The organism is Calyptranema fuscum S582 (assembly GCF_055793305.1).
This window is the reverse complement of sequence record NZ_JBSLYH010000013.1, coordinates 107,271-129,000: the sequence shown is the minus strand read 5'-3', so window position 1 is coordinate 129,000 and position 21,730 is coordinate 107,271. Positions and strand designations below refer to the sequence as shown.

At 46.3% G+C, this 21,730-nt stretch carries 19 protein-coding genes; 10 read left to right on the top strand and 9 right to left on the bottom strand.

Annotated features, from left to right (window positions below; all coding sequences use genetic code 11):
• The first annotated feature begins 144 nt into the window (after positions 1–144).
• Entirely contained in the window at positions 145–1,377 is a 1,233-nt protein-coding gene (locus tag ACR6Z4_RS11430; protein ID WP_479717393.1) for a BaiN/RdsA family NAD(P)/FAD-dependent oxidoreductase, read from the top strand.
• Positions 1,378–1,492: 115 nt separating this feature from the next.
• Here ACR6Z4_RS11430 and ACR6Z4_RS11425 read toward each other — a convergent pair whose 3' ends face one another.
• From ACR6Z4_RS11425 to ACR6Z4_RS11410, 4 genes are all read right to left on the bottom strand, one after another.
• On the bottom strand, positions 1,493–2,503 hold the full coding sequence (locus ACR6Z4_RS11425) for a 2-hydroxyacid dehydrogenase (RefSeq protein ID WP_479717392.1): 1,011 nt from the start codon (positions 2,501–2,503) through the stop codon (positions 1,493–1,495).
• Positions 2,500–2,772, bottom strand: a complete 273-nt coding sequence (locus ACR6Z4_RS11420) for a hypothetical protein (RefSeq protein ID WP_479717391.1) — start codon at positions 2,770–2,772, stop codon at positions 2,500–2,502. Before ACR6Z4_RS11420 ends, ACR6Z4_RS11425 begins: the two co-directional genes overlap by 4 nt.
• A gap of 550 nt (positions 2,773–3,322) precedes the next feature.
• The gene (locus ACR6Z4_RS11415; protein WP_479717390.1) at positions 3,323–4,129 is read right to left on the bottom strand and encodes a hypothetical protein; all 807 of its coding nucleotides are present in this window, start codon (positions 4,127–4,129) and stop codon (positions 3,323–3,325) included.
• 426 nt (positions 4,130–4,555) lie between these two features.
• Positions 4,556–5,557, bottom strand: coding sequence for a fatty acid desaturase family protein (locus ACR6Z4_RS11410; RefSeq protein ID WP_479717389.1), 1,002 nt, complete (start codon positions 5,555–5,557; stop codon positions 4,556–4,558).
• A 148-nt stretch (positions 5,558–5,705) separates the two neighbouring features.
• On the opposite strand from ACR6Z4_RS11410, the gene ACR6Z4_RS11405 reads away from it, so the two are divergent.
• Positions 5,706–6,185, top strand: coding sequence for an Lrp/AsnC family transcriptional regulator (locus tag ACR6Z4_RS11405; protein ID WP_479717388.1), 480 nt, complete (start codon positions 5,706–5,708; stop codon positions 6,183–6,185).
• A 145-nt stretch (positions 6,186–6,330) separates the two neighbouring features.
• Here the strand turns inward: ACR6Z4_RS11405 and ACR6Z4_RS11400 are convergent, their stop codons facing one another.
• Positions 6,331–7,212 carry a LysR family transcriptional regulator gene (locus ACR6Z4_RS11400; protein ID WP_479717412.1) on the bottom strand — a complete coding sequence of 294 codons (882 nt, stop codon included), beginning with the start codon at positions 7,210–7,212 and terminating at the stop codon, positions 6,331–6,333.
• A gap of 259 nt (positions 7,213–7,471) precedes the next feature.
• On the opposite strand from ACR6Z4_RS11400, the gene ACR6Z4_RS11395 reads away from it, so the two are divergent.
• Positions 7,472–8,236 (top strand): class I SAM-dependent methyltransferase, encoded by a 765-nt coding sequence (locus tag ACR6Z4_RS11395; protein WP_479717387.1) that lies wholly within the window; start codon positions 7,472–7,474, stop codon positions 8,234–8,236.
• Between the two features lie 215 nt (positions 8,237–8,451).
• Positions 8,452–10,938, top strand: coding sequence for an AAA family ATPase (locus ACR6Z4_RS11390; protein ID WP_479717386.1), 2,487 nt, complete (start codon positions 8,452–8,454; stop codon positions 10,936–10,938).
• Positions 10,939–11,062: 124 nt separating this feature from the next.
• Here the strand turns inward: ACR6Z4_RS11390 and ACR6Z4_RS11385 are convergent, their stop codons facing one another.
• The 3 genes from ACR6Z4_RS11385 to ACR6Z4_RS11375 all read right to left on the bottom strand — a co-directional run bounded on the left by ACR6Z4_RS11385 (position 11,063) and on the right by ACR6Z4_RS11375 (position 13,781).
• Positions 11,063–11,752, bottom strand: a complete 690-nt coding sequence (locus tag ACR6Z4_RS11385; protein ID WP_479717385.1) for a glutathione binding-like protein — start codon at positions 11,750–11,752, stop codon at positions 11,063–11,065.
• Positions 11,753–12,092: 340 nt separating this feature from the next.
• Positions 12,093–12,818, bottom strand: coding sequence for an amino acid ABC transporter permease (locus tag ACR6Z4_RS11380; RefSeq protein WP_479717384.1), 726 nt, complete (start codon positions 12,816–12,818; stop codon positions 12,093–12,095).
• Positions 12,819–12,941: 123 nt separating this feature from the next.
• Entirely contained in the window at positions 12,942–13,781 is an 840-nt protein-coding gene (locus tag ACR6Z4_RS11375) for a basic amino acid ABC transporter substrate-binding protein (RefSeq protein WP_479717383.1), read from the bottom strand.
• Positions 13,782–13,951: 170 nt separating this feature from the next.
• Here ACR6Z4_RS11375 and ACR6Z4_RS11370 point away from each other — a divergent pair, with 170 nt between their 5' ends.
• The 6 genes from ACR6Z4_RS11370 to ACR6Z4_RS11345 all read left to right on the top strand — a co-directional run bounded on the left by ACR6Z4_RS11370 (position 13,952) and on the right by ACR6Z4_RS11345 (position 20,039).
• Entirely contained in the window at positions 13,952–14,713 is a 762-nt protein-coding gene (locus ACR6Z4_RS11370; RefSeq protein WP_479717382.1) for an amino acid ABC transporter ATP-binding protein, read from the top strand.
• 336 nt (positions 14,714–15,049) lie between these two features.
• Entirely contained in the window at positions 15,050–17,251 is a 2,202-nt protein-coding gene (locus ACR6Z4_RS11365; protein ID WP_479717381.1) for a SulP family inorganic anion transporter, read from the top strand.
• 214 nt (positions 17,252–17,465) lie between these two features.
• Positions 17,466–17,975: a DinB family protein gene (locus ACR6Z4_RS11360; protein WP_479717411.1), complete on the top strand. Its 510-nt coding sequence runs from the start codon at positions 17,466–17,468 to the stop codon at positions 17,973–17,975.
• 313 nt (positions 17,976–18,288) lie between these two features.
• Positions 18,289–19,023: a hypothetical protein gene (locus tag ACR6Z4_RS11355; RefSeq protein WP_479717380.1), complete on the top strand. Its 735-nt coding sequence runs from the start codon at positions 18,289–18,291 to the stop codon at positions 19,021–19,023.
• A gap of 379 nt (positions 19,024–19,402) precedes the next feature.
• Positions 19,403–19,618, top strand: coding sequence for a hypothetical protein (locus ACR6Z4_RS11350; RefSeq protein WP_479717379.1), 216 nt, complete (start codon positions 19,403–19,405; stop codon positions 19,616–19,618).
• Positions 19,611–20,039 carry an aspartyl protease family protein gene (locus tag ACR6Z4_RS11345; protein ID WP_479717378.1) on the top strand — a complete coding sequence of 143 codons (429 nt, stop codon included), beginning with the start codon at positions 19,611–19,613 and terminating at the stop codon, positions 20,037–20,039. Before ACR6Z4_RS11350 ends, ACR6Z4_RS11345 begins: the two co-directional genes overlap by 8 nt.
• A gap of 161 nt (positions 20,040–20,200) precedes the next feature.
• Here ACR6Z4_RS11345 and ACR6Z4_RS11340 read toward each other — a convergent pair whose 3' ends face one another.
• Positions 20,201–21,655 carry a TFIIB-type zinc ribbon-containing protein gene (locus ACR6Z4_RS11340; protein WP_479717377.1) on the bottom strand — a complete coding sequence of 485 codons (1,455 nt, stop codon included), beginning with the start codon at positions 21,653–21,655 and terminating at the stop codon, positions 20,201–20,203.
• Between the last annotated feature and the right edge of the window lie 75 nt (positions 21,656–21,730).

The window sequence follows — 21,730 nt, the reverse complement described above, 5'->3', positions numbered from 1 at the left end:
CGCATCCACCCCCCAGATTGCAAAATTTAGGGTTCGCAACATTCGTCATTAAAGCCATAATTTGAGGGCTATGATGTGATGCGCGCCACATTAGAAACGAAAATTAGTGGGTTGTTGTAACGGGTTGAGGGGGAAGTTGCGGTCGTGTCAATTGCCAATGTCGTCGTGATTGGGGGTGGAGCAGCCGGATTTTTTGCAGCGATCGCCTGTGCCGAAACCTATCCCCATCGTCGGGTGACGCTACTGGAAGCCAGTCGCCAACCCTTACATAAGGTACAAATTTCTGGCGGCGGACGTTGCAATGTGACCCATGCCTGCTTTGATCCGGCGTTGCTGGTGCAACATTATCCCCGAGGTGGCAAAGCTCTGCGGGGTGCATTCAGCCGTTTTCAGCCCAAGGATACCGTAACCTGGTTTCAGCAGCGGGGTGTTGCCCTGAAAACAGAAGCCGATGGGCGCATGTTTCCGGTAACGGATGACTCTGAAACGATTGTCGAATGTTTAATGCTAGCCGCCCGCCGAGCGGGTGTTGATATTCGCACGGGGTGTCCGGTGACGGGAGTCAAGCGTCTGGACGATCGGTTTGAACTGGATGTGAAAGAGGGGAAACCCCTGTGGTGCGATCGCCTCCTTTTAGCCACGGGCAGCAATCCTCAGGGCTATCGGCTGGCAAAGGTGTTGGGGCACACGCTCGAACCGCCAGTACCGTCCCTATTTACCTTTAATATTGCCGATCCAGATCTATGGGAATTGGCAGGCGTGTCTGTGGAAACGGTTCGGGTCAGTCTGATGATTCCCGACCAAAAACCGTTAGAGCAAACGGGGGCATTGTTGATCACCCATTGGGGGCTGAGTGGCCCTGCGGTACTGAAACTTTCTGCCTGGGGTGCCAGACATTTACACGATTGCCGCTATCGCGCCAAACTCCAGATCCACTGGTTGCCCCAGCACAAACCCGATGCCGTGCGACAGCAATTACTCACCCTCAAAACTGATTGGGCAAAACGGGCGATCGCCTCCCAGTCACCTTTCTCTTTACCGCGTCGCCTCTGGCACTATGTGCTATCTCGCTGTGCCGTCAATCCCGATGTGCGCTGGGCAGAACTCTCTAAACCTGCGCTCAATCAACTGGTACAAGAACTCACCCAGGCTGAATTTGCCATCCAGGGCAAAGGAGTATTTAAAGACGAATTTGTTACCTGTGGCGGGGTGAATTTAAAAGAAGTGGACTTTAAAACCATGCAAAGCCGTTGTTGCCCCGGTCTCTATTTGGCTGGAGAAATTTTAGATATCGATGGCATCACGGGTGGGTTTAACTTCCAAAGTGCCTGGACAACCGGCTGGTTAGCAGGGCAGGCGATCGGTTCGGATGATTAATGCGATCGCCCAACGGTTCCAGAGTCCATAGCGAGTTTCAAGGGCACGAATCGTAAGGTTTTGAGAGAGCCGCGCTCTGCGCGGCTCTCTCAAAACCCATCATCCATCCAGGCGTTTAGCCTGACACCACCTGTTCAGCGCGAATTTCGTTGGCGCAGGGACGACCGTGCTCAAAATCGGCAATATTTGCCATGGTGATATCGGCAATATTCGTCAGCGCATTTTCGGTAAAAAATGCTTGATGCCCGGTGATCAGCACGTTGGGGAAGGTGAGCAAGCGCTGAAAAACATCGTCTTGAATCACGACATTAGATAAGTCTTCAAAAAATAGATCGGCTTCTTGCTCGTAAACATCCAATGCCAGATAGCCTACTTTTTGAGACTTTAGCCCTTCGGTCACCGCCTGTGTGTCTACGAGTGCCCCCCGACTGGTATTGACAAGCATCACCCCAGGTTTCATCTGGGCGATCGCTGGCTCATCAATCAGATGATAGGTATCGGGCGTCAACGGACAGTGCAGGGTAATAATATCGGACGCCGCAAAGAGTTCCGGTAGGCTCACATAGGTTGCCCCGATGTCGGTGTGGGCGGGATTGGGGTAGAGGTCATACAGCAGCAACTTGCAGCCAAACCCATGCAAAATTTGGGCAACAATCATGCCAATCTTGCCCGTTCCGACAATACCAACGGTGCGACTGTGTAAGTCAAAGCCAAGTAACCCTTCTAAGGAAAAATTTCCTTCTCTGACGCGGTTATAAGCCCGGTGAATTCTGCGGTTGAGCGTTAAAATCAAGCCGATGGTATGTTCTGCTACGGCATAGGGTGAGTAGGCAGGCACCCGCACAACCGTTAACCCCCTCTCGCTGGCAGCATGAAGGTCAACATGATTGAACCCGGCAGAACGCAGGGCAATTAACTGCACCCCTTGAGCTGCGATCGCATGAATCGTCTTGGCGCTGAGTTCATCGTTGACAAACACACAGATGGCAGGAAACCCGGCTGCCAGAACAGCCGTATCATGATTGAGCTGCGACTCAAAAAATACCAACTCGTGATTGTGGTTGGCATTTGCCGCCGTTAAAAATTTGCGATCGTAGGATTTGGCACTGAAAACAGCAACTTTCATCGTCGAATCGGAACCGGTGAACAGATCTCTCTATCCAGGTTACAAGGCTGGTCAGAGGATGGCTGCATCTGATACGACATTCGATCAAGCTCTAACCATGCCGATGTGACGTCTTCTACGCAACAGCCTTTGCTATGACGTTTGCGGGTTGTGACGCGCACCTTCAAGGTTGGGATACAGGTACCATTGACAACGCGAAGCCCATATCCGGAAACTTCGCCAGAATGTCCTGTAATTTTATGCATCGCATAGGCTCCAAGGCTCAGCATGGTTTTTTCTCCTTCTATGCAATTGTTTAAACGCAACTATTCATTCAAACCGACAGAGTGATCGGTAAGATTGGCAGTTTAATTTAGCATTCACCCATTAGACGAATAAAAGCTAAATGTTTGAATCGCTTTACCGAACTTTTAATGCAATCGATGGTTCAAGTGAATAACCTGCGATCACACGATGGTGTTGACCTGTCGCCTCGCTGGGTGCCAGTAGACGATTGGTATAAGAAGTAGAGATTTTGCCCATTAACTGGGCGATCGCTGATTTGTGGGGGGCTACAGGGTTTTACTGTATACCAAAATTAGACCTGAGATCACAGACATCCATAATATTCTATTATCAATGCGTCTGTGTATCAAAAATACAAGATGAGGTTTTGAACAATCTTTTTGCAAACCCGTTAAAGATCACAAATCCCCCTTGCCAAATCCCCTTTGTAGGGTGGCGCGGCGGAGCCGCGCCACCCTACAAAGGGGATTTTATGGAGCCTGTCAGCGTGACTCCTTCAACACCCGTCATCCATCCAGGCGCGGAACGCTCCAGTTATTTAATGCTGACCTCAAGGCGATACGACGCATTCCCCCGTGTGCCGCCCACGACCATTTGAAAATCTCCAGAACTGGGTAAGGTCAGGTCGGCTTGGGTGACTTCTTGCTGAATGATTTCTCCGCCGGGTGCCAGGATATCGACCACGGCATTATTTTCCGGTGATGTGATGCGGACTTGCATCTGTTGCCCTGCCTGGGCATTGAGTAGATAAATATCTCGTTCTCCTCGGATTACAGCATTTTCCATCACTGCCGACTGGGCACCTCGGTCAAATTGGGTGCGAACGATATGAACCGGGGTGGGTGGCTCTACTTCTGCGTCACAGGTCGTTTTGTCGAAGCGGGTATTGCGATCTGCGATCGCATCATGGCTGAGCGTCCAGGTTTCCTGAACATTTTGAGTATCCAGTTCAATCTCAGTAATGATATTCAGATCCAGGCGATCGCCCTGTAACTGTCCTTCAAACACCTGGGTATAAGCACTGTAATATCCTGCCTGTTGATCGTGAATGGTGGCTTGCGTATTGCCGTAAACGGTGTTCCCCGGAGTAACAGCAAGTTGCACATAAGCAGTCAGAGTGGCAGTGTCCGCCGCAAAACAATAGGTTCCCGGTTCTAACCCAACCGCTGGGAGAGAGGCAACAGGTGTGCTGGTTGTCAGGTCCTTGGCTTGTTGAGCATTAGGAGTTTGGGAGATGGAACTGGGTGCAGATAGGTCAGGAACAGGGCTAGAAGTCCCCTGACTCTGAGTTTCGCGGGTTGGAGCCTGACAGGCGATCGTCATGAATATGACAGATGCCAAGATGACCCCAAGTCCCCCATACCGGATCACGAAACTCCCCACGTTGCCTCTACTAACAGCCTGCCGGAGACATGGATTTGCTTCTCCTTCGCTCTCCTTCAAATGAGAAAAATTGCTCGGAAATCCTTTTTTGTTGGCGCAGTCTTTTCGCAGGGTAGGAGAATTTAGAGGGATCTCCGACAGGTTCCTGGGAGATTGAAAAGAAGGCTGTGGTAAGACATTATCCTTCCAACCCGTCGGTTTTGATGAACACCTGAGTTTGCGCAAAAATGTTTTCATCGATTAAATCCACCGTTACGGGTTGAACCACAAAACAACCCTAATTTATCTCATATAGCCTGACGCAATCGAGCCAGGACAGTTGATGTGTTGAAAAGCGACGCGCTGCGACGCTTTTCAACACATCAACCTCCTGTTTATCAGTGGCTAAGGAGGTGTGAGAAACGAGACCCCTACCCCTCCTGTGAAGGTTTCCAATTGGGGAGGCTGATGGGCTTGATCACTGAGGTTGCCCTGCCCGCCAAACAACCGTTTTAAGCGAAATCGATGGTAGTTATTCACCAGCTTGGGGAGGGATAACCGATTTTTGCTAGCGGTGCCGTATAGTTTTTCGTGGAGTTGGGGCAATTCGTACCAGGGACATCGCATATCGTGATGATGGGCGTTGTGATACCCAAAGTTAAGATACACCCCATTCAACCCAGCATAACGTTCTGAAACTAAATTGGAGAACGTGTGTTCGTCTTCATAGCTTCGATTTCGGGCTGGGATAGGATGCCCAACCACGACGTAATCATACGTATGGTGAAACGCATCGACAAAGCGCATGAAATTTACAAAGCAGATATAAGCCAGTGCGTAGAGCACAACAGCTTTCCACGAAATCCAGGCTAATCCAACAAAGCAGGCGAGTCGGTACGCGAGTAGGGCAATGGTTTGCAGGCGTCGGGGTGCCTGATCGGGCTGGTGGAAGGGTGCTGCGATCAACCGCCATCGCAAAATAAATTCAAAGATAGGAACGTAAGCCCACTCTAATGCCAGAAACATGTGCCGCACCAAGCTTGGCAACGACTGAAAATACGTTGGAATATCGAAGGGAATAAAATCGGCATGGTAAACGTGGTGGTTTAAGTGATGCTGCACCACATGTTCATACGGGGCATAGCAAGCACCCGTCAGATGGGTCATCAGCTTTCCCCAGAAACTATTGAGGGCACGATTTTTGAAAACGTTGCCATGAATCAGCTCATGGATGAGCACGGCAGCAATCACGAGGGCATGGCTGAGTAGACCCACCCCCAATAGATTGAACTCCCACTGGGGCTGAGTCAAGAGTGCAATGCCAATACCATAACCACCGAGTGCATAGGCGATCGCCAGAGTATTTTGGATACCCGGAAACTCGAAGCTGTTCCAGTTTGCAGCCATGAAACTCACTCACACAAAGAGTACCGACAAAGCTTAAGGGAATGATAAGAGAAAAATGTCTCTCTCACTACAAACGTAGTAAGATAGGCTGCAATTGCGGAATCCCTAAAAAACAACTATTAACTTAATCGTTACTTAAATAGACGCGATGACCCAAGCTATCCCCCCCACTAGCCCCAACACAGGATTAGACGTCGTAGATCAAGAAATCATTGGGTTACTTCGAATTGATGGGCGGATGCCCTTTACCGAAATTGCCAAGCGGTTAAGCATTCCAGAGGCAACAGCCCGGTATCGGGTGCAACGATTATTGCAATCTGGCATGATTCAAATTTTGGCGTGGCCTAACCCGGAAAAGCTTGGTACGCCTCATTTGTTAATTATTTATATGGTAGTTGCCAATGGGCGAGTGGATGCGGTTGCTGAAGAATTAGCCAAGATGGAAGAGATCCGATTTGTGGCGATCGCCGCTGGTCGGTACAACGTTATTGTGGATGTATTTTTCGGAGTTCATGAAGAGTTAATTGCATTTTTCGACAAGCTGCAAAATATTCAGGGAATTATCAGCTACGATTCTCAGCTAACCCTGAAATTGTTGAAAGCAGAATACAAATATACGTTGGCATAACTTTGGCATAACTGTCATAGTTGGGAGCGCGCGGCGGAGCCGCGCGCTCCCAAAAAAGGTGTGGGTTTTAATCTTGTAAGGATCGTTAGGATTGCAGACGAATCAACCTGTAATTCTCTGCGAGCGCACAAATAGAAATTGACTGCTAGGAAAGGGTTAATTTCACGACTTCCAGAAAGCGCTGGATGGTGGGAGAGAGGTCATGGCGTCGCCAAACCAGGGCGATCGCCGCTTCGGGAGTGGCTTCTTGCAAAGGGCGATAGACAACCCCCGTGCGTTGCAGATTTTGCAGCGAAATAGGCACAATGGCAACCCCCATTTCAGCGGCTACTAAGCTAACAATCGTCTGCATTTGAATCGCTTGTTGCACCACTTTGGGGCTAAAGTCTGCTTGCTGACAAAGGCTAATAATTTGGTCATATAATCCCGGTGCCAGGGCGCGGGGAAACAGGATGAAGGGTTCTGTCGATAGCGATCGCAAGCTAACCTGAGGTTGCGTGGCAAGGGGATGATTTTCGGGTAATGCCAACACCAATGCTTCTCGCAGAATGATTTGCAGGTTCAATGTTTCATCTTCAATCGGTGGACGAACAAACCCTATATCAATCCGTCGTTCTCGTAACCATTGCAACTGTTGATCGGTCGTTAACTCTCGCAATACCAAATCGACTGACGAATAATGTTGGCGAAATTGCTGCAAGAGTTTGGGTAACACATTGTAAGCCGCAGAACTAACAAACCCGATCGCCAATTGACCCGTTTCACCGCGACTGGCCTGTTGTCCGGCCTGAATCGCTTGCTCCAGTTGCACAAACAGGTGCCGACAGGCTTCTAAAAAAACCTGCCCTGCGTCTGTGAGTTGCACACTGCGTTTGGTGCGGTAAAACAGTTGAAACCCAAGCTCTTCTTCAAGCTGACGAATTTGTTGACTCAGGGGCGGTTGTGCCATGTGCAATCGTTCTGCGGCATGGCCAAAGTGCAACTCCTCAGCAACCGCAATGAAATAGCGCAAGTGACGGAGTTCGATCATGGCTACCCACCCACCCGGTTTAAGATCCCTCAGATATTAAACCATAGAGAAAAATATATTGGACATTTATAGTTCTCTTTTCTACCGTGGTAGTACCCATGACAGGTTGCCCTCACCCTAAACCCCCTTAAAAAGGGAGACGTTGACTCCAATCTCCTTCTTTTGAAGGAGTTAAACGGTTTACAAAGGATTGGGGGCGCAACTCCCAATTCTCCGTGTCATTAGACCCAGTTGAACTCCATCTCCTGATTTAGCCATGCCACAACATACCTGGAATACGACCCTTTACGAAGAGAATCATGCGTTTGTCTGGCACTATGGCAAAGCATTAGTGACACTGCTCAATCCTCAGCCTGGAGAACGAATTCTAGATCTGGGATGTGGCATGGGTCAACTGACTCAGGAAATTGCGATCGCCCATGCCTCTGTGTTGGGGATGGATGCCGATGCTGCCATGATCAAGCAAGCAAAACGTAACTATCCGCACTTACACTTTGTTGTGGCAGATGCAAAAAATTTTCAGATCGAAGATCCGGTCGATGCCATTTTTTCCAATGCCGCGTTGCACTGGATCAAGCCACCGGAAGACGCCATTCGTTGTATCTATGAAGCCCTAAAACCGGGTGGGCGATTGGTTGCCGAATTGGGCGGTAAGGGAAATATCAAGGCGATCGCCGATGCACTTTATTTGGCACTGCAAACTCTGGGTGTTGATCAGCCCGAAGCCTTGAATCCCTGGTATTTTCCGAGCATTGGGGAGTATACCACCTTGTTAGAGCAAGCAGGATTTGAAGTTAACTTTGCCGCTCTTTTCGATCGTCCAACCCCATTAGAAGAGGGTGATGCAGGCATGGCGAATTGGTTGACGATGTTTGCTGCCCCATTTTTGTCTACGCTACCGATTGAGAAACAGAGCCAAGCGATTCATCTAGTTGAAGAGCATCTGCGCGATCGCTTTTATCAAGATGATCACTGGACTGCCCACTATCGCAGATTACGCATTGTTGCTATCAAGCATTAGTTGCTCTCTGCTGCGTTGAATACTCTGATAAATCATGTCTGTCAGAGTTAAAATCGTAACCTCTATCTTTTTAGAAAATCAATATTGCGATATTAAAAGCTTTGTTTACTTTGCTTAAATTTCAGAACGATAACTGTTTCATATCAGCATTTAGAGAACTATCATACGAAAACCTTGTAAAACATTCAATCAAAAAGATTCGACGAGGCAACATCATGTATATCGAATATCTAACCGCTATCAAAAATGAGCTTCAAAGAACAGGTCAATCTAAAAAGAGTATGCGAGTTAAAACAATCATGCAGCAATTTGGCTACCTTCGTAGAAGCCAGGTGTTTATAGATGAATTTAATATCGCTCTTAGTGCTTTAGGACTTTCTTGCACACCTGCTTTTGATACTTATATACCAATTGATACACGAGTTTATATTTCTATCAAAGGAAACTCTGAAACTTTTATCGGTCAACCTTCACTAACAAGTCGAACTCCAGCACAAGTTCTAGAACCTGTGCAGGTGAAGCATGATTTCTTTTACTATCTATTTGATTTTGGCTCTGATCAAGAATATGAGCGATTTCAAGCTTGTCTTGATTCAAATCAACCTATTGGAATCTTCCTGATTCCATCCCAAGAAGATTTCTTCTCTGAAGTTGTCGTCAAAATTCTAACCTATGAATTAGTTAGAAAATCTCAGTATCGTGGCTTGCATGGCATACCTTTATCTTCAAAAATTTCATTTGATCGGGCTGATGGCCAGATTGAAAACTCAAGTAGCTTCGATTTTCTTAATGCTAGCATTTTTCATTTTGATCAAACTACTATGACGAATGTTTTGCTTGGCTCGACTGGCTTAGAACTATTAGATTCGGAGAAGTTTGACGAAGAACTAAAACGATTATCTTTATATGCAAATAAATACAATTCTGATCAGCTTTTCATCTTGTTTCACTGCCCTTCAGAATATGAAATTCATAGTCATCAAAGAGAAGACTTATTAGGATATTTAGTTAATAGAGCCGCCAGCCAAATCCCCTTTACATTCACTTTAAGATGTAAATATTCTAGATTTAGTGAAATTCAAAATTTAGAAGATATCTATGCTCATTTCCGGCTTTTACTTGAAGTCCCAAATTATCAGCTTGATGAAGATGAGATATCCATGCTTGACTATTTTCTAGAACTTCAAAAAACTCAGATTCAAGCAGAATCCCAACTTTTGTTGAAAATGAAACCTGAACATTTTAGTAGCTTAACTTGGGGATATGAGAGTGATGAGCATATTTTCCTCAAATATTTTGCTATTAGAACTCTTGAAAATATCGGCTTCAATTTATCCGAAATTCGTTGCGAGATTGGAACAACTACAAGCAATTCTTCTGATGGTGTCACAGAAGATCAAAATATTCAAGAAATCTTAGAAGAAAACTCTATTAAAAGACGCCCCGATGTTTGCATAGAAAACAGAATTTTTGTTGAAGTAGAAACATTAAAAAGTAAAGGGTATAATGGAGGAAATGTTTTCTTTGATTTAATTGACCGAACTTTAGCTAAATCCATGGGATGGCCCGAAACACTTGAAAGCCTTTGGCTAGTTTTACCTGGATTTGAAGTTGCTCGGAATTATTATCAACTCAAGAAAGTTAAAGAAATTCTTGAACATGATTTTTCTTCGAAATTTGGACGGTCTTTCAAGCTCTTAATCATGTCACCTGATTATGAAAATCATCAGTTAGTTTCAGTATCGTTTGAAACGATAAACTATCCTTCCTTTAAATACATTTCACCTAATAGAAATATTCAGGCTCAGAAGGTAATCCCAATTGCTGAAGAAGTTAAGTTAGACTTTAAAGATGTTGTCGGACTGCATGATGAGAAAGTAAAACTGAAAAGACTTCTAGATCTTCAGGCTAAAGGATTTAAAGGTAGAGTAGGAGGTATTTTGTTTTTTGGTTTACCAGGGTGTGGTAAAACTCTACTTGCTAATGCATTTACTAATGAGTCTGAAAGGTATTTCTTTAAATTTTCTCCTGCTGATATTCAGAGTTCTTATATTAGTGAAGCACAAAAAAATATTCGAGATATTTTTGCTCAAGCTAAAAAGAAAGCCCCTTCGGTTTTATTTATCGATGAACTAGATAGTATTGGATTCAGTCGAGATGAATTTCAAGCTCATACAGATCAGAAGGCAACGATTAATCAACTTCTGATTGAACTGAATAACATTAAAGATAGTGATGTTATCGTGATTGCAGCAACGAATTGTTTGAGTAGAATTGATGGCGCATTAAAACGCTCTGGCAGATTTGATTGGAAAATTCCTATTTTCCCGCCTAATGAGAAAGAACGACTAGAGTTGTTTAACTACTATCTTTTGAAGCTTAAGAAGAATCTAGAACTTATTAATTTTGATTTCGATCTAAAACTAGAACTTATTAACTTTACGATTCTGGCAGAACAAAGTTCTAGATGTACCTCTTCTGATATTGAACTAATTTGCAGGGAGTTCGAAAATGCAATCTTGTTGGGTGAGATTAATTCTTCTCTGACAACTTCGGATGTCATCACTTTTATTAGTAATTTACAAGAAGCAGGTTTATCTCTTGATAACGAGCAGGTAATAATGTTTTTGAATGAGTGTAAAAGTTTGAGTGTTAAGAGTCCTAAACTTGATACTCTTCGGAATGAATGGGGTTTGGACTAAAATCCGCATTATTAAAAAACTAGCTGACAAGCATTTACAAGAAAATCCTGCATGCCTAGGAATAGACTTGCAGGGCTTTTTTGCAAAAGCATGATTTAGATTTGATAGTTATAAAACTGCATCATCAACTTCGTCGTCCTTGATTGAAGAGGATGGCTTTGGAGGCTTCGTTTACAGTTGCTGCGGTATTGATTTCATCTGCTTTGGCATAGGCTCGTTGAACAGCCGGACGAGCTTTGATGGCTTCAAACCAGCGTTTGACATGGGGAAAATCATCCAGATTTTGCTGCTGACGTTCGTAGGGCACAATCCAGGGATAGGCTGCCATATCAGCGATGGAGTAAGCTCCGGCAACAAAGTCGCGATCGCTCAACCGTTCATTTAACACCCCATACAACCGTTCTGTTTCCTTGACATAGCGATTGATCGCATAGGGAATTTTTTCGGGTGCATAGGTAACAAAGTGATGGTTTTGCCCCAACATGGGTCCCAATCCACCCATCTGCCAGAACAACCATTGCATGGTTTCAACGCGATCGCGCAGATCTGATGCAAGGAATTTCCCTGTTTTCTCTGCCAAATATTGCAAAATCGCTCCCGATTCAAATACGCTGATCGGTGCGCCACCATCCGCAGGAGCTTGATCGACAATCGCTGGAATACGGTTATTGGGTGAGATTTTCAGAAAATCGGGCTGAAACTGATCGCCTTGCGCAATATTGATCGGCTTGATGGTATACGGCAGCTCAGCTTCTTCTAGAAAAATGGTGATTTTGTGCCCGTTGGGGGTTGTCCAGTAGTAGAGATCAATCATAGGTAGATTTAGGAGCTGAAGGATAAGAGACGGGTGATTAAGGGTGGAACGGTTTCTAATGAACCCTATTACACAGGATAACCTGTGGCACCCAGAGCATAGCCATCTCAGATCGTAAGTTGGCGATCGCGCCATTGATATCGCAACCGTCGAGACGGTTAAATCAGGGGGTAGTGTGAGAACCCGCGCTCCGCGCGGGTTCTCACACTACCTTTGCCCTCATCAAACCCTCGACTGCTATCAAGGAAATAAAAAATAAAAATCCCCCAGAATTGGCAGATCTGGGGGGCTATAGAGATGCTCATTCAACAACACTGACTGAAGCGATGGTTCTGTCTCTTCACTCTCCAGCGATCGCATCTTGAACGGGTTGATTGGCTTTACGTTTGGCTTGTTCAACAGGATTCATCGACTTTTCTAGCACCGTAAAGGCGTAGGATGAAAGCGTTGTCAAAATCAAGTAGACTAACGCAACAGCTGTATAGACCTGAAAGGATTGATAGGTTTGGGCAACAATCAACTGCCCCCGGCGAAAGGTTTCTTCTAACCCAATCACGGCAACCAGACTGGTATCTTTGAGCAAGGTAATAAATTCGTTGCCGATGGGCGGAATCATCCGGCGGAAGGCTTGCGGAAAGATTACATAGCGCATCGTCTGAACTGCACCCAATCCCAATGATTCAGAAGCTTCACGCTGACCTGTTTCAATCGATTGGATACCGGCACGAACAATTTCTGCTAAATAAGCCGCACTATTAAGACTCAGAGCCAGCACGGCTGCGGTCCACTGATTCATATTGAGTTTGAAGCCGATCGCATTGGCAAGCCCCGGAAAGCCAAAGTAAATCCAGAAGATTTGCACCAGTAGGGGAGTGCCACGAAAAAAATCAACATACGCTCTAGAAAGCCATCGTATCGGCAGATTCAAAGAAAGGCGCGCGATACCAATGAGGACGCCTCCTATCATCCCTAAAACCACCGACAAAGCCGTCAGTTGCAGGGTAACAATAGCGCCCAACAAGATATTGGGCAGGGCTTTTACAATAATGTCTAAAAAATTAGTCACAGTAATAAATATTAAACGGACGTCGATCTAAATGATGGCTCTATTGCGATCTCATATTAGCTATGAGTTTGACAGTGAAGCCAAAGGGTTCACTGTCAAACTCATACCATGATTTAGCACAGGTTAGAGGGGTGCGGTTTCGGGTAACTCAGGGGGTTCGCTGCCAAACCATTTTTTGTAAATTTCGGTGTACTTACCGTTATCCAAAATAGCGCTCAAGCCTGTGTTGATCAGATCGACATTGGTCGAGTCTTGAGGCGATGCAATGCCATAAAACTCTTCGGTCACCAACTGACCAACGACTTTAAGCCCCTGGATATTGCCGCTCTGGATGGCATAGAGGGTTACAGGAGCATCATTGATGACGGCATCGACGTTGCCATTGAGTAACTCTTGCAATGCCAGCGGTGCAGAATCAAACGTGCGAACTTCTGCGCCTTCGACTTCATTGGCTTGGTTTGCACCCGTTGTACCAATCTGAGCAGCAATTTTCTTACCTTTCAGACTGTCAAGCGAGGTGATGTCGGTATTCGACTCTTGCACAGCGATCGCCAGACCAGCTTTGAAATAAGGTCGGGAGAAGCTGACCGTTTGGGCTCTTTCGGCAGTAATGGTCATAGCACTGATAGCAGCATCCACCGTTTCAGCCTGTAGCGCCGGAATAATGCCATCGAATGGTAAGCTCTCGAATTCGACCTTAAAGCCTGCGGCTTCACCGATCGCATTCATCAAATCGATATCAAATCCTTCGAGTGAACCGTCTGAAGCCTGCGACTCAAACGGTGGAAAAGCAGGCTCGGTGGCAACTTTAAAGGTGGTATCAGCCGCCGAGCTTTCGGCACCCGTTCCAGGGCTGGCTGTTTCGTCGGTTGGGGCACCTCCACAGGCGGCGAATAAGACGACGCAAATTAGACTGAGAACGCCGGGAAAAATTCGACGGAGGAGCTGGGAGCGAGAAAACATAGTCATTAAATTAAAGTGTCTCCATTAATCAAAGCGGTTGATATGGTCGCTTGCTGTAACTGAGATTGCACAATTCTGTAATTCTACAAAACATTTCCTCTTCGAACAGCACCCTGTATAATCTGTGCTAAGCAAAAGCTGAAATCTATTATTGTGCTGAATTTTAAACCATGAATGCTGGCACCCCGGTAATTGTTTGTGAAGCGGTAGAGAAAAGCTTTGGACCTCTCAAAGTTTTAAAGGGCATCAGTGGACAGATTAGCCAGGGTGAAGTCGTTGCCATTATTGGCTCGTCCGGTTGTGGCAAAAGCACACTGTTACGCTGTTTTAATCGATTAGAAACGATTAATGGCGGGCGTTTAGTTGTCAACGGCATCGATTTATCTCATCCCCACTTAGACAATAGCGAGTTACGCCAACTGCGTACAGAGGTGGGCATGGTATTCCAGCAATTCAACCTGTTTCCCCACATGACGGTGCTGCAAAACCTGACGCTGGCTCCCCGTAAGGTGTTGAATGAGTCTGCGAAGGAAAGTAACCGGATTGCCCGGTTTTATTTGGATAAGGTGGGTTTACTCGAAAAGGCAGAGGCTTACCCTGATCAGTTGTCGGGCGGGCAAAAGCAACGGGTGGCGATCGCGCGTTCGCTGTGTATGAAACCTAAAATTATGTTGTTTGATGAACCGACCAGTGCGCTCGATCCAGAACTCGTCGGCGAAGTGCTGACGGTCATGCAACAACTGGCAGAAGAAGGCATGACAATGGCGATCGTCACTCACGAAATGCAGTTTGCCCGAGAGGTCGCACATCGAGTGATGTTCTTAAACCAGGGCTGCGTTGAAGAAGAAGGTGCCGCTCGACAAGTGTTAACCCATCCTAAAAGCGATCGCCTGAAGACCTTCCTCAGCCGCATGAGTTTTGCAAAAGCCTAAGCTCAGAACTTCTCGATGGCGTCAAGTATAAGGTGTGAAGAGGGAGCCGCACTCCGTGCGGCTCTCTCTGAATGACCGTCTCGACGGTTGCCATAGCGCATTAAGTACAGAAACGGTGTTGTGGGGCGCTTCGCGCCCCACAACACCGTACTGAATCAACCTGCACAGCGCTATGTACCAGACGCCTTAGCGTTGAATGAAATAAGATTATTGAAGATTTTTCACATATTCGAGTGTGATTTGGTAAAGTCCGTTTACTTAAATTCCGCGCAAAACTTATTCATCAGACGCTACCAGAAATAATCGTGCATCAGCCAGATTAATGGAGGAACCATAGTGACATCTGCGCTCACACAAAAGCTGCGGATCGATAGGCTTTTACCCGGCATTATGGCTGGTTTCGTCGCAGGGCTAATTGCCACGCTCACCGATATTATCCCTATGGCAGCCTTTGTGTTTTCTGGCAATCTTGAGCCATTTGTAGCAATGGGCATTGGCATTAACCTGTTTAGTTCCGCCATTATTGGGTTAATCATCGCGTTACGCAGTTCGTTCAAAGGCATTATTGCCTTCCCCGTTGCCGAAGAAATGGCGACCCTGGCTATCATTTTGAGTGCTGTGGCGCGACAGTTACCGAGTTCGGCAACACCGGAAGAGATGATTCTCACCATTCTTGCGGCGATCGCCCTGACCTCTTTACTGGTCGGCATTTTCTTATGGGTAGTAGGGCAGTTGCGGCTGGGCGAATTAATTCGCTTTTTGCCCTATCCCGTTGTCGGAGGCTATCTGGCTGGGCTGGGCTGCTTGTTGTCGCTGGGCGGCTTGCAAGTGATGGCAGATGTAGGAACGATCGCCCAATTGCCACTGTTATTTCAAGCCGATGTCGTGTTGAAGTGGGTCCCCGGTTTTGTGTTTGCGATCGCCTTACTCGTCCTCACCCATCGTTACAAAAACGTTCTGGTTATCCCCATCAGCTTTTTCACCGTCACCAGCTTGTTTTACCTGGTTCTCTCCCTGACCCACACATCGATTGCCGATGCCTTTCAACACCGATGGTTACTGGGTCCCTTTCCCTCCGGTCAACTCTGGCAACCCATCAGCCTCTTTCATCTAACCCAGGTCAACTGGATGCTGATCCTCACCCAACTTCCGGGGATGTTTGCCTTGATGTTAATCACAGCCTTGTCGATTTTGCTAGTATCTAGCGGCATTGAATTGGTGATGAATCAAGATCTAGATCTGAATCGAGAGCTGAAAGCCGCAGGGATTGCCAATATCTGTTCGGGCTTGTTGGGTGGCATTGTGGGCAGCCATACCATCGGTGCAACCCTATTGGCGTGCCAGATTGGGGGCAATCGTCGGATGACCGGGGTGATTGTCTCTGGGTTTTACCTGGTTGTATTGTTTGCCGGACTATCCCTTCTATCCTTTTTTCCCCGCTTTGTTGCCGGTGGTTCGCTCTTATTTATTGGCATTCCCCTAATCCTATCGTGGGTCTATGAAGGCTGGTTCAAGCTATCTCGGGTTGATTATGCCATCATGTTGCTGATTACCGGGATTGTCACCACCGTTGGCTTCATGGAAGGCGTTACGGTAGGACTGATTGCGGCGATCGCACTATTTGTGTTGAAGTATAGCCAGATCAACGTCACCCGCCATGCGTTATCGGGACTCAACTATATGAGCCGGTTGCGGCGATCGCCCAATCAAGAACGCTTGCTGCGTCGAGAAGGCAATCAGATTCATATCTTGCAGCTTCAGGGCTTTATTTTTTTTGGGACTGCCCACACCTTGCTGAAGCAAATTCGCCAGCAATTAAGCAACCAAAAAGCTTCAATCCGATTTCTTGTTTTAGACTTTCGCTTAGTCAGTGGTCTTGATTCATCTGCTATTCTTAGCTTCCTCAAGCTCAAACAATTGGCACAAGAGCGATCGCTGACTCTGGTTCTTACCAACCTTTCAGACCGAATTCACCAGCAGTTTCAGCATGAAGGACTGTTGGCAGATATCCAGGTCATGCCGACTTTAGATGAAGGTATCACCTGGTGCGAAAACCAGGTATTAGAAAACAGTAAGTTTCGCCGCCGCCGAACATTGCCTTTAGCCTTGCAATTACAAATTTTCTTCACGAAAGATCAAGACCATATCCATCAATTTCTCAATTACTTAACCGCCATCAACCTCCCCAAAGGCAGCTATCTATTTCATCAAGGCGATCGCCCTACTGGTTTGTATTTCTTAGAATATGGGCAGATCAGCATGATTCGAGATCGCGACAATCTGCCCAATGGACACCCCTGCGAAACCCTGGGGCCCGGAACGATTGTCGGTGAAACAGACTTCTATGCCCAACGCGCCTATCGAGTTTCGGCGATCGCAGACAGCTCAAGTACACTTCACTTCCTGTCGGCAACGGCACTCGAAAAAATGCAGCAAGAACATCCGCAACTCGCCAACCAACTCAGCGACTTCATGAATACACTGTTTTCAGAACGATTGGTTCAAGCCCAGACAGAACTCGAAATCTTGCTAAAGTAATTGCAAGTAGCAGCACCCACACCGCCCTGATGCTCGGTGATTGATTCAGGTGATTGATTCAGCCTATTGAAGCAGTCCATGAGTTTCAGCTGTCCTTACCTTTGGGGCACTCCCCTCAATTGCGGCATAATCAAAAGATTGTTGTAAGATGCGATCGCAAGATACATTTGCACAATTGAGTCAGTTCAACCGCAATGATTAGAAGTTGATGAGTATGTATGACGGTAGCTACTACCAACTAATGGCTGAATACAATTGCTGGATGAATCAGAGTCTGTATTCAGTTTGTTTGATGATTCCTGACGAAAAACGCAAACAAGATTTGGGTGCTTTCTTTAAGTCTATTCATGGAACATTGAATCACTTACTTTATGGCGACAAGGCATGGATGGGACGTTTTACCAACAACCCATTCTCAGTCGCAGCGATCGGGCAGGAGCTATATGAGGATTTTGAAGAGCTAAGAGTAGAGCGAGAGAAGATGGATCAGCAAATTTTAGAATGGTCGATCAAGCTTGATCCGTTGTGGCTCAGACAACCCTTTGAGTACACAAGCAACGTAGACGGAAAACGCCGTGTGCTACCTGCCTCGATTTTGGTGACCCATATGTTCAATCATCAAACGCATCATCGAGGACAGATCACAACATTGCTCAATCAACTTGGCTATGAACCAGGCGTTACAGATATTCCCTGGCTACCTACTCTAAATGTAGTGGTCTAATAATCCGCTTGCATACAGACCGTATAAAAAGCGATCGCGCTATAGAGTTTATATAAATTTCCACCTAACTCCTCATTAATAGAGTATGAATTGTACATATTCCATATCACTCCCCCAATTAGGAAATTACACGGAATTCATCTGTTTGATTAGATTGTTGTGTTGCCCAAGCATTTAGAAAGGCTATTTATTAGCTGCTTAAAATTATCTGAGGTTATGCTAACGCTCAATAGGAGAAATCTACAGTGGGGAAACTTTCGATAGGCAAAACAAAGTCTCTCGTGTAATTGAATACAAACAACGAGTAAGTATCATGAAGTTATCTACGCATCTAATCGCAGCATTGACAACAATCTCATTGTTACTCTTGCATGGATGTAATTTTAGTAGCGAAACATCCGAGCCATCGACAGACCAACCTCAATCTACTCAGACAAGTACCTCTAGTCAACCTAGTGCAACTGATCCATTTAGAGATGCGGTAAATAAAGCTATGGAAGCCGCTAATCTTACACAAACGGCTAAAACCCCTGAGGAATGGAGTAAGGTTGCTGACACTTGGCAGCAAGCTGTCAACCTTATGAAAGATGTCCCAGAATCTAGTACAAATTACGAAACTGCACAACAAAAAGCAGTTGAATATCAAAGTAATCTTGAGTACGCTCAGCGCAATAGTACAACACCAGCTAATGTAGTCCAACAACCAGAGCAATCTACTAAGCAAGAGTTACCGATATCTCAGCAAGCTGCTCAGCTTAAAACGGGGATGACTTATAAAGAGGTTGTTGCTTTGTTAGGTCGCATGCCCGATACGGTTGTCAATGACCAAATTCGTCAGGAACTAGGTGAACCTGTTCAAGGATCTAACCTCATTAGTTTTGAATGGAAGAATGATAATACTGACTGCCAACCAGTGTCTGTACAATTTGATCCTTCAAGCATGACTGCAACTGGATGGAACGAAGGCAGAACTTGTACAGGTTCTAGTATCTTTAATGAACCGTTTGGTAAAGCTTGCTCTGAAACGACACTCTGTAATCTCAGATAAAATCATAAAGTAATGTTCCTGTTGGCAGCCCAATCCATCAAAGCAGTGGACGGTTCAAGGCAAGTAGCTTTTGAGGCTATCCAAAGACAACCTCAAAAGCTACGTTTTGCTCTTAGCTAGCTTCGTTTCTTGGTTAAAACTGTACAATGAGGGTGGCGGTTGGAAGTGGATGTTAGTCTTAATCAAGGCACATTAGAAGAGCGATCGCTCTTTCCTCGGAGAGAAGCTAGATACCTTACGAGAACATGATTTTGCTGAAGTAGTAAATAGAATTGTCAATTTTCAAACAAGCTTTTGAACGCCAGTAATTTAGCATTTCACGACGGTGAACTAGGCGCTTAAAATGGAGAACAAATCTGGCTTGCTCGGAGTGCTTAAAATGGTTTCTTTAGAATTTATCTCGACATTGAGAGAAATGAGCCGTTCAGACAAGCTCTATATTATGCAAATCCTGATCTCGGAACTCGCTCAGCAAGAAACAGAGCTAATTCAACCTAACCAGTCATATCCAGTGTGGTCGCCTTATGATGCAGTTGAGGCAGCGGATACGATGTTGAAAGTCCTACAGGCTGCTAAAACTCAAGACCATGCCTAATTCTGAACGATATCCTTTTGTTTCTAGTGATACGGCATTAGGCGAAGCCAGTTTTCGTCCGTACTTGCCATTTGTGCTGTTTCACCAGCAAGTTTCCGTCGCCTCATCAGCTTTATTGGATACTGGAGCAAGTGTCAACGTACTACCCTATTCGATAGGAGTTGAACTTGGGTACAAATGGGATCGGCAAACAACAGCACTGAGTTTGACAGGAAATTTAGCTCAATATGAAGCGCGTGTCGTACTTGTTCAAGCAGTCGTTGGGCAATTTGAGCCTGTGCAACTGGTATTTGCCTGGACACGAGCTACCAACGTACCGCTTATCTTGGGGCAGGTAAACTTCTTTATGGAGTTTGATGTTTGCTTCTACCGTTCACGGCTAGAGTTTGCAGTTAACCCCAAAGCTTCTGTTTTGGGATAGGTTAGTTTACTTTTGTCAACCACCGAATACTACGTGGCAGTGAACGAGTGAAAGCTGCTGAGGTTGAATTCAAGCTAACTAACAAGCGCTCAAACAAAGCATTAGGCTTGTTTTTTCTTGGGTTGGGATTGCCCAACGAGGATATCAGTTGAAAGTGGAGGTTATGATCGTTTAGCCAGTTCTTGGCGGGCGTAGTTGAGGTTGCGCTGATATTCCAAGACTTTTTGCTGCGCGATCGCATAGTTGGCATCAGACGCGGGTACTGCTTTCATTAGCTCAACTGCCCGTAGCCATGTATTGGTTACACGCGCCCAATCGGCTTGAGTCTGAGCTGTTTGCGTCAGGGTGGCAGCTTGACTAGCTGCATTAACGGCAGCCCGAAAGCTTGTGTTGGTTGGGGCTGCGGTTGAGGGTCTAGTAGCGGGTATTGCTGGTGGTGTCCATTGAGTCGAGGGTGCAAATGTGGGTGAAGGGTACGAGGGTTGGGGTTCAAATAAAGGGCGAGGATTTTGGAGATAGTCTTTGACCCCAAAGAATGCAGCTACAACCGCTGCCGCCGAGATAACGGCTAATGAGATTTTCCAGACGCTATAGGGGCGATCGCCCAATACTTCACCCGTCTGAGCATTGACCATGACTTGATATTGCTTTTTGTTGAAGCGATAGGACGAAATCCAAATCGGTAATAGTAAATGCTTGAAGGTATTATTGCTATAGGTTGTAGACATGGAGCTGATGCGCTGTTCATCGCCGCCAATATCACGATGGATATCCGATCGAATCGTGGGTTCCATTTTGCTCTTAGCCAGTTCAAACCCTTCCTTCAAGCTGATTTGGTAGCGCTGTGCTTTAAACCCTGCTAGATAAGACGGGTCATAGGGCACCAGTTTCGACAAATTCCAGGGTTCCAATTGCTCTAGCCGTTTGGTATTGAGCGATCGCACGGCTGGCTGCAAAACATCATCAAACCAGCGACTAACTCGACCCGATGCTGGATACCAACGGGTATGGCGCACCTGCCGGGTGCGGGTTTCAGACTTACCTTCAGCGTTGGTGATGGTATAAGTTTCAGTGGTGTAATAGTGTTCGCCCCGTTGCCCGGTGTAATGCGTTTCGGTTTGAGAATCATATGTCCAAAACGGCAGATAGACACCCTGGATGCCTTCCTGCTGCGCCATTTTCTTCAAGCCATTGGGTGCAAACCAACGCGTACTCAACCATTTGCGAATGCTGGCACGGGCAGCTTTTTGCGTCAGGCTAAAGGGCAAAACCCCTTCTGGCGTCATCACAGGATTGGGGGTATGGGGTTGCGCCACAATATTCGTGGCACAAAAGGGGCATTTACCTGCCACATCGGGTGGCTGAAAAGTTAACTGTGCCCGACATCCCGGACAACTCACCTCCAGGGCATTGACCGATAACAGTGCAATCTGGGTGCGATTGGTATTGGCAAATTCATCTAGCGATCGCTCAACAACCTTCTGGGTACTTTGAGGCAATGCCTCTTCTCGCCCACAATAGGGACATTTCAACTGCGCTATCCCAGGATGAAACTCCAGGGACGCTCCACACCCCGGACAGGGAAATTGCTTTAACAGCGGCTGAGCATTGGACATGGGGAAGGGTATTGAGGGTTAAAGGTTGAGGTGGGGAGGGTGAGGTGAAGGGATCAAGAGATGAAAGGTGAGGGG